This is a genomic window from Vagococcus sp. (genome assembly GCF_036639995.1).
In the GTDB taxonomy this organism is placed as follows: domain Bacteria; phylum Bacillota; class Bacilli; order Lactobacillales; family Vagococcaceae; genus Vagococcus.
Genome location: NZ_JAVWHO010000012.1, coordinates 31,525 through 38,545, shown reverse-complemented (window position 1 = coordinate 38,545; position 7,021 = coordinate 31,525). Strand labels below are relative to the sequence as shown.

Sequence of the window (7,021 nt, the reverse complement as noted above, 5' to 3'; positions counted from 1 at the left end):
TAATATAAAAAAACCAGAAAAGAAAAATCTTTCCTGGTTTCTGAAATCATCAACTGATTAAGGAGTAACATTTAAAGCCCATTGAATTTTTGCTACATAGTCACCCTGTGCCATGTTTGAAGCAGTTTTCATTGGGATAGTTAACTCAACTGATTTATCAGCAGTGTCAGCCACACCAGCTCCGATAACATTTTCAGGTGCAACGTAATCTTTACTTTGTCCAAATTCAGCTACATAACGCCCTTTACCTTGCTTATCACCAGCAACAAATACTTCTGCTGAGCTACCATCTTGACCTAATGTAAATCCACCAGCATCTTTTCCAAGTGTACCAAATGTATTTGTATTGCCTTTTTCTGGTTTTACAATTAAATTTTTATAGCCAATAGTTGAACCATCTAATTTAATTTTGTCTTCTCCTTTTGTTGTTGTAAACTGTTCTGTCATTTTAGCAGTTAATTTATAACCAAATTTTTCAGAACGTACATCAGCAAACTGAACTAATGCTCCTCGATCTCCACCAGTAGTTTTAAGTGGTGTCGAAAATTGTTTAATTTCTTTTGCTATTGGTTGGATTTTTCCAAATTCTAATTGAGAAACTGCTTCAACTTTTATTGGTCCTTTTTCACCATTATAATCTACTTCATCTGGATCAGTTGGTGTTGTCTTATCATCTGTTTCTGGATCTTCAATATCTTTATCCTTGTCTCCATCTGGTCCACCAGTATCTCCTTCACCTTCAACTTTTACTTTACCTGAAGATTCAATTTTTAAAGCATCTCCTGCTTTAACTTCTGCAGAGGCGATTGTTCCACCAACTGTTGATGCTACTAAAATTGCAAGCAATACTGATGCGCTTTTTGTCGTAAATTTCATTTCTATTTCCTCCTAATTTTTTTCTTTTATTTTTTAAAAGCTCTATAGGGTTTAGGGAGAGCTTTGAAAACTATTTTATGGAGTTTCAGCTAAAATCCATGTGATTTTAGTTTCATACTCTTTTGGTAATACTTTTGTAGATATAGGGACACTTAAACTAACAGCGCTATTTCTAGTGCCCGTTTTAGTATCTTCATTAATGGTTATTGGTTGATTATTGTCATTTTCCTTTGACGCACCAAAGTTAACAGTCCAAACTCCAGATCCAGTTTCACTACTTGCTCTTGCAACATCATAAACCTCACCGATATTATTTATCGATAATGTGTCTCTTGTTACTTCTGGTAATTTTTTGTCATTCAATGAGTTAATCCAACCTTTATCAAAAGATAAAACAGATCCAGATAATTCATCATAATTTTTTGTATTGAACTGCTCATTTTGTTTCACTTGTAACGCCCATCCAGAATTTTTTTCTCTAAAGTCGCTAATTTGAATGAACAGTCCTCTGTTTTGATTTTTCTTACCTATTTGAGTAGCCAATGCATTAAAATTTCTATTTTTTTTTGAAATTACAACTTTTCCAAAATCTAAGGATGAAACATAATCAATACGTAAAGAGCCATTTGTAGATGGACCTGGATCTGGATTAATTATTTCACCTGGATTTTCAGGATCAACAATCTCTGTTTTACCCGAATCTTTAACAGATACTTTGCCTTTTGGAATCAAATTTTTACTACCACTTATTTCGGCCAAAACATTAACACCTAACGAAAATGATAGTAATACTAATAAGCTCGAAGTAATTAAACGTTTCATTCTTTTTCACCAACTTTCTTTTTCAAGAAAATCGCGCTTGTTACAAAAATAAGACCTACTGAAGTAGCTAGAATATTTGCCTTATTTTCTCCTGTTTTTGGAAGAACGCTATAAATTTTTTTACTTGTATCATTTGTTCCATCAGGTTTCTCTTTTTTACTTTCAGACTCAAATGTGATTTTACCTGGAACAGTCACTTGACCACCTTCTGCACCTGAAGCTATAACTTGTTTTTTTGAAATAATAAACAGACCCAAAACAACCATGATACTAAGCAATAAATATACATATTTTTTTTTCACTTATTTAACCTCCTAGTACATTATGGTTGCCCTGGCATTAGCGTCCATCTAATTTTCCCAGCATAATCTCCCGTTTTCATCATATCTGATGATTTAAATTTCAATTTAACACCATCACTTTCAGCTGTTTTTCCCCATGTATTTGTTATATTCACATCTACATCATTATTAGCTTGGTGTTCATAAATTATTTGAGATGTTGATAATTCTAAATCTTTACCATTTTTACGATAAATAATTTCACCTTCCAGCTCTTCATTATTTGCCGTCAATGGTGTTGTTACTACAGCTGACAATACCCAACCACTTTGATTATTTGATCTTGTATCCGTAACTATCAACGGATTACTTACTATTGGATCTTCAACAGTTTGTGCTTTTGCTTTATACGTCACTTTTCCAAAATCAATGGTTTCAGGTCGAGATGTTACACTTAGCCCGCCAGCAACTACAACATTCACTTTATTAGATTTTCTATTTATCACTTGATTCGTACCATTTACTAAATAATCTGCTTTCATTGTTGCTTCTGTATCAATAACATCATCAGTCTTAGCATCTTCCTTCACTGTTGCTTTATAGGTGATTACTAAATTTTCAGTGTTTTTAACTGCTTCTGTTAAAGTTATCTTTAAGATTTTATTTGTCTCATCATACTGACCAATGCCAACACTTTTATCTTTAGAATCAACAACTTTTATATCAGTTAGTCGACTGACCTTATTACTGATAGGAATAGTAATTAATAAATTTTCATAATTATTGGCTAATACACTTTCTGAGTAATGCATTCCACTCTGAACGAGTAACTTGTACTCTACTTTATCCGTTGGTGACAGATTCGATTTATCTGCTTCCAATTTCAGCGAATAATGTTCAGATTTGTAAATAAACTTAATATCAGTTTCTGCAGTACCCATTGTTAGTTTAATGCTTTTATCATCTGCTAATTTTTCTTTTTTCCCATCTACTTCTACAGAGATTGCCTCGTAACCAGGAACAATAGTTGATTTTTCCGTATACTCTTTCCCAGGAATCATCATTTTGCTTGTTTCAGGACTAATCTTATTTCCCTGTTCATCTACATAATTAATAGTTGTTTTCAACTCACTAACATCTAATGTTGCCTTAATTGTTTTAAGATAATTCCCCACTTTCATCGTAATCGTTACAACATCTAGTGGTTTCCAATTCTGCTCTGTGTAAGAAATTGACAGTTTATTTGAATCATTGGTCACTTCTGTTACCGAATCATTTGTTACTGTCCATCCTTGAACTTTTCCTTTAGAGATAATAGCTTGTCTTCTTTCACTGGTTGTCATAGCCATCCATTCTTCATATGGAATTTTAAAATCTTCACCAATCACTAATCCAGTTGCAGTTAGATTATCTGTCGTTAAAAGAGTCGAAGCAATAATCGCTTCATTATTAGCTCGATCCTTAATACTAACTGGTAAGGCTTTTACTCCTAAGCTATCAGCCTTTTCTTTAAGTTTTTCATTTGAATCAACAAATTTTTTTGTAATATTGTTATTAGAATCTGTTTCATCACTTAAGCCGCTAATTGCATTTTCTGGTTTATTAATAAAATCATAATTATTTATTAACGTCTTCACTAAAACAGGATTAGCTTTTGGTGGAATTGTATCTTTTACTTCTACATACGCTACATCTTTTGAATTATTGTAGCGTTTGTCGGTATCAGTGATTGTTAGTTCAATAAATGATCCTCCACTTATTCGACTTAAATCTAAATTGTCAAACGTCCAATTACCATTTGCATCAGCTTTTGTCGTTTTTGTAATCGAATTAACTTTCATCGTTACCGTCGCACCAGGTGATTTTTTTCCTGTTAATGTATGATCCGGTAAAATATAATCTGTTGTCCCACTTAATTTTTTTGAACTATTACCGATACTTTTAACACCAGGTATAACAATTGGTAGTGACACATCATTTGAGATACGACTATAATCATTAAGATAGAAACTACTTTCGATTTCAGGCGTACTTGCTTTTAACTTTTTAAAGTAGGCATTACCTGTATCGCCATAGTAGAATTTTAACAAAGTAATATAATCAACCTCTTGCCAAAGATGTTCTGGATTTCCAACACCTTGAGCATTTTTTAACCAAACAGCAACATCAGTATTCGTAAGTCTAAAATTATTCATATTCCGCTCAATCCAACCATGGAAAAATCGCCCTTTTCCATAAGCTCGGATATCAAAAATCCTAGGATTATCAACATTAATATCTACAGAATAAGTATAAATTGTTCCATACTCAGATTTTTCATTCAAAGAATATATTTTTAATACTGATCCTGGTTTAACATTTAATTCCGATTGGTCACTTGTTGTACCAACAACATTTGCGTTATATGCAGCCGTCGTTCTAAGCGGTGTTCCATCAGCCTCAGTTATTAATTCACCATTCACATTAATTTGAGCAAAATTACCTATAGTATTCAGGTATGGTAAATAGCCCAACGCAGCACCTTTAACTCCATTAATTAATTTTACTTTTGCATTTTTAGGTACTTCTAGATTTTTCGTCGTTCTCCCCATACTCTTAGCAGATTTATCTGCATATCCATCAAAAGTTAAGTTCATGCCACCTGTACCTTGAGCATATGGGTCCGCTGTTCCATTTCTATCAACATACCCATAAAAATTAGTGTTTTCTGGATCGTTCTCATCATTTGGATTAGCATACATATTAATATTCAGAGCTCGAACATTGAATGCCGTATTCTTCAGATTATTCTCACCTTTGAATATTACATCTGCACTTCTTCCCTTAAAAAAACCATCACCTTCATGAGAGATATCTTGAAAAGTTACTGTAACTTCTTTATTAGGATCGGCATAAAATAAACCTGCTTTGTTTTCATAAGCCAAATAACCATTTCCTAATGAATCCGTTGGTCCACCAACAAAAGAACCATTTTTAATCGTTAATTTGGTTAATAGTGCTGATTTTTCTAAATCAAAGCCTCCTGATTGAGCAAACGCTCCAACTTTTACATTTATTTTATTTCCATTCAAATCCAAAATTTTATTTCCAGTAATCTTAATTCTACTGTTTACATTCATTGGTATTATCAAGGATTCTGGTAAGGTGATTGTATCGCTTGACGGTAACTCTAAATATGTTTTCAAATCTGAATCTGAATACGCTGTGTAATTTGCTGCCTTTGTCTCTGTTGGATTAATTAGAATAAAACTCAACCCAAACAGTAAAAAAGTTATCAGAGCAATTTTTTTATTTGTTTTCACTTTTTCACCTCCACGAATAGATTTAACGTATGTTTTTTATACTATAATAGTATAGAAAATATACCCTTTATTATTTTAGTTAAGACTCAGGTGATTTTTCTGCAAATAACTATTTCTCACCTTTAAAACAAAACATAATAAAATTTTTGTATTTTCAAAAAATATCTAAACGAAAGAACACGTTATTTTAAAATGTTCTTCAACTAAATAATAAACGTTTTTACTTGTAATAGCATTTCATTAAAAAACTTTCTTCACTTCAAAAAAATATTGTTTTAATCTTTCAAAAATGCTTTTAATAATAAAATCTTAACTTATAAAAAAAAAATAAGCAACTTAATTATTTGACTTATTTTTTAAAAATAAAAAATAAGAATATTTTATTCACCTTAAACCTCGCTTTTGTTCATTATATAGTTTTTAATACATCTAAAAGAACTTAAACAACGCTCCTAAATAACATTACATTTTTTAAAAAATTGATAAAAAAAAGGATTTACATAACATTATTTATCAATATAGACATTTATTCCCATTAAAACAGGCTATCAATTTCAAAAAAAATATCGTTATATTATTTTTAATCTACATAAATGCTACTATCATATAATTTGCTTTTCCATTTTAAATTGCGAACATTTTCTTTTTTTTATTAAAAATACTTTGTTTTTTGCTCAAAACATACTATAATAGTTAATATTACTTAAATTAAAAGGAGTTCCCCACATGAAGATAAAACGAAGTGAACGATTGATTGATATGACCAGTTACATTTTAAGTCATCCTCACGAGCTAACTCCTCTGACTTTCTTTGTTAATAAGTATGAATCGGCTAAATCTTCCATTAGTGAAGATTTAACGATTATCAAAAAAACATTTAAAGAACGTGGCTTTGGTACTTTAGAAACAGTAGCTGGTGCTGCTGGTGGTGTGATTTTTACACCAAAAATCCCTTTTTCTGAGGCAAAAAAAATGGTAGAAGGTTTATGTGAACGTTTATCTGAGCAAGATCGTTTACTACCTGGTGGTTATGTCTATCTGTCTGATTTATTAGGCGATCCACAACTTTTAAAACAAATCGGTCAAATCATTACTTCTCAGTATGCTGGACAAAAAATTGATGCTGTGATGACTGTTGCAACAAAGGGTGTGCCAATTGCACAAGCTGTTTCCTACTATCTAAATGTTCCATTTGTTATTGTTCGTCGTGATTCAAAAATTACAGAAGGTTCAACTGTTAGTGTTAATTATGTTTCTGGTAGTTCTGAACGTATTGAAAAAATGGAGCTATCTAAAAGAAGTTTGAAACGTGGTTCTCGCGTGTTAGTCGTAGATGACTTTATGAAAGGCGGCGGAACAGTCAACGGTATGAAAGCTTTAATTGAAGAATTTGAAGCTACTCTTGTTGGTGTTACTGTTTTTGCTGAGTCTAGCTTTAGCGGTCGTCGTGTTATTGATGACTACACCTCTCTTCTTTGTGTGAAAGACGTTGACACTCGAACAAAAAATATTACAGTCGTGCCTGGTAACTACTTTGATACGACACCTGAAGATTAAATTGGTATAGTCATTTGACAAAACAAAAGAGCTTGATACATCGGCTCTTTTTTTGGTAAAATAAATTGAAACGTTTAGATTAGTCTGACAAGGAGTGTTAATTAATGGAAAATCGTTACGCAATCATATTAGCAGCAGGAAAAGGCTCTCGTATGAAATCTTCTTTATACAAAGTCTTGCATC

Annotated in this window: 5 protein-coding genes; 1 reads left to right on the top strand and 4 read right to left on the bottom strand. The window is 31.9% G+C overall.

The annotated features are described in order from the left end of the window. Positions 1 to 57: 57 nt before the first annotated feature. The 4 genes from RR554_RS05290 to RR554_RS05275 all read right to left on the bottom strand — a co-directional run bounded on the left by RR554_RS05290 (position 58) and on the right by RR554_RS05275 (position 5,281). Positions 58 to 876: a WxL domain-containing protein gene (locus RR554_RS05290; RefSeq protein WP_332463063.1), complete on the bottom strand. Its 819-nt coding sequence runs from the start codon at positions 874 to 876 to the stop codon at positions 58 to 60. Positions 877 to 951: 75 nt separating this feature from the next. Next, positions 952 to 1,698, bottom strand: coding sequence for a WxL domain-containing protein (locus RR554_RS05285; protein WP_332463064.1), 747 nt, complete (start codon positions 1,696 to 1,698; stop codon positions 952 to 954). After that, on the bottom strand, positions 1,695 to 2,000 hold the full coding sequence (locus tag RR554_RS05280) for an LPXTG cell wall anchor domain-containing protein (protein ID WP_332463065.1): 306 nt from the start codon (positions 1,998 to 2,000) through the stop codon (positions 1,695 to 1,697). Before RR554_RS05280 ends, RR554_RS05285 begins: the two co-directional genes overlap by 4 nt. Positions 2,001 to 2,020: 20 nt before the next feature. Further along, positions 2,021 to 5,281, bottom strand: coding sequence for a MucBP domain-containing protein (locus RR554_RS05275; RefSeq protein ID WP_332467557.1), 3,261 nt, complete (start codon positions 5,279 to 5,281; stop codon positions 2,021 to 2,023). A 726-nt stretch (positions 5,282 to 6,007) separates the two neighbouring features. Here RR554_RS05275 and purR point away from each other — a divergent pair. After that, positions 6,008 to 6,838 carry a pur operon repressor gene (gene purR, locus RR554_RS05270; protein WP_332463067.1) on the top strand — a complete coding sequence of 277 codons (831 nt, stop codon included), beginning with the start codon at positions 6,008 to 6,010 and terminating at the stop codon, positions 6,836 to 6,838. The last annotated feature ends 183 nt before the right edge of the window (positions 6,839 to 7,021 follow it).

Bases quoted from the DNA above. Each gene is read 5' to 3' on its own strand.
- RR554_RS05290 (WP_332463063.1), bottom strand. From the start codon at position 876: ATGAAATTTACGACAAAAAGCGCATCAGTATTGCTTGCAATTTTAGTA.
- RR554_RS05285 (WP_332463064.1), bottom strand. From the start codon at position 1,698: ATGAAACGTTTAATTACTTCGAGCTTATTAGTATTACTATCATTTTCG.
- purR (WP_332463067.1), top strand. From the start codon at position 6,008: ATGAAGATAAAACGAAGTGAACGATTGATTGATATGACCAGTTACATT.